Origin of the sequence: Oceanobacillus sp. Castelsardo, from assembly GCF_001659985.1 — a bacterium.
GTDB lineage: Bacteria > Bacillota > Bacilli > Bacillales > Amphibacillaceae > Oceanobacillus.
This window is the reverse complement of record NZ_LYCS01000037.1, coordinates 1-671: the sequence shown is the minus strand read 5'-3', so window position 1 is coordinate 671 and position 671 is coordinate 1. Positions and strand designations below refer to the sequence as shown.

Annotated in this window: 4 tRNA genes and 1 rRNA gene; all 5 read right to left on the bottom strand. The window is 50.1% G+C overall.

The window, feature by feature from the left end:
• Positions 1–189, bottom strand: a 16S ribosomal RNA gene (locus tag A9178_RS18410); the annotation flags it as partial.
• A 146-nt stretch (positions 190–335) separates the two neighbouring features.
• Positions 336–408: transfer RNA gene (locus tag A9178_RS18405), tRNA-Ala, on the bottom strand.
• 9 nt (positions 409–417) lie between these two features.
• A tRNA-Pro gene (locus A9178_RS18400) sits at positions 418–494 on the bottom strand.
• 6 nt (positions 495–500) lie between these two features.
• A tRNA-Arg gene (locus A9178_RS18395) sits at positions 501–577 on the bottom strand.
• A 3-nt stretch (positions 578–580) separates the two neighbouring features.
• Positions 581–669 (bottom strand) — tRNA-Leu (locus A9178_RS18390).
• Between the last annotated feature and the right edge of the window lie 2 nt (positions 670–671).

Sequence of the window (671 nt, the reverse complement as noted above, 5' to 3'; positions counted from 1 at the left end):
GGTATTAGCTCACGTTTCCGCGAGTTATCCCAGTCTTACAGGTAGGTTGCCCACGTGTTACTCACCCGTCCGCCGCTCTTTCCACTACTTTCATCCCCGAAGGGATGAAAGTAGCTTCCAGCGCTCGACTTGCATGTATTAGGCACGCCGCCAGCGTTCGTCCTGAGCCAAGATCAAACTCTCCAAAAAAGTTTGTTCAAATTGACACCAATCAATTTGAAGTTCTTAGCTTTTCAGAGGTTAAATACCTCTATCTTCAAAAGAAAAACAAGTTTTCTTTTTCTTGACATACTGGTTGTTTTTGTTCAGTTTTCAAAGAGCAAATTTCAAATTTGTGGAGCCTAGCGGGATCGAACCGCTGACCTCCTGCGTGCAAAGCAGGCGCTCTCCCAGCTGAGCTAAGGCCCCGTTGAATAGTGGTCGGGAAGACAGGATTCGAACCTGCGACCCCATGGTCCCAAACCATGTGCTCTACCAAGCTGAGCTACTTCCCGTTTATATGGCGCGCCCGAGAGGAGTCGAACCCCTAACCTTTTGATCCGTAGTCAAACGCTCTATCCAATTGAGCTACGGGCGCATATGGTGCCGAGGACCGGAATCGAACCGGTACGGTAGTCACCTACCGCAGGATTTTAAGTCCTGTGCGTCTGCCAGTTCCGCCACCCCGGCAA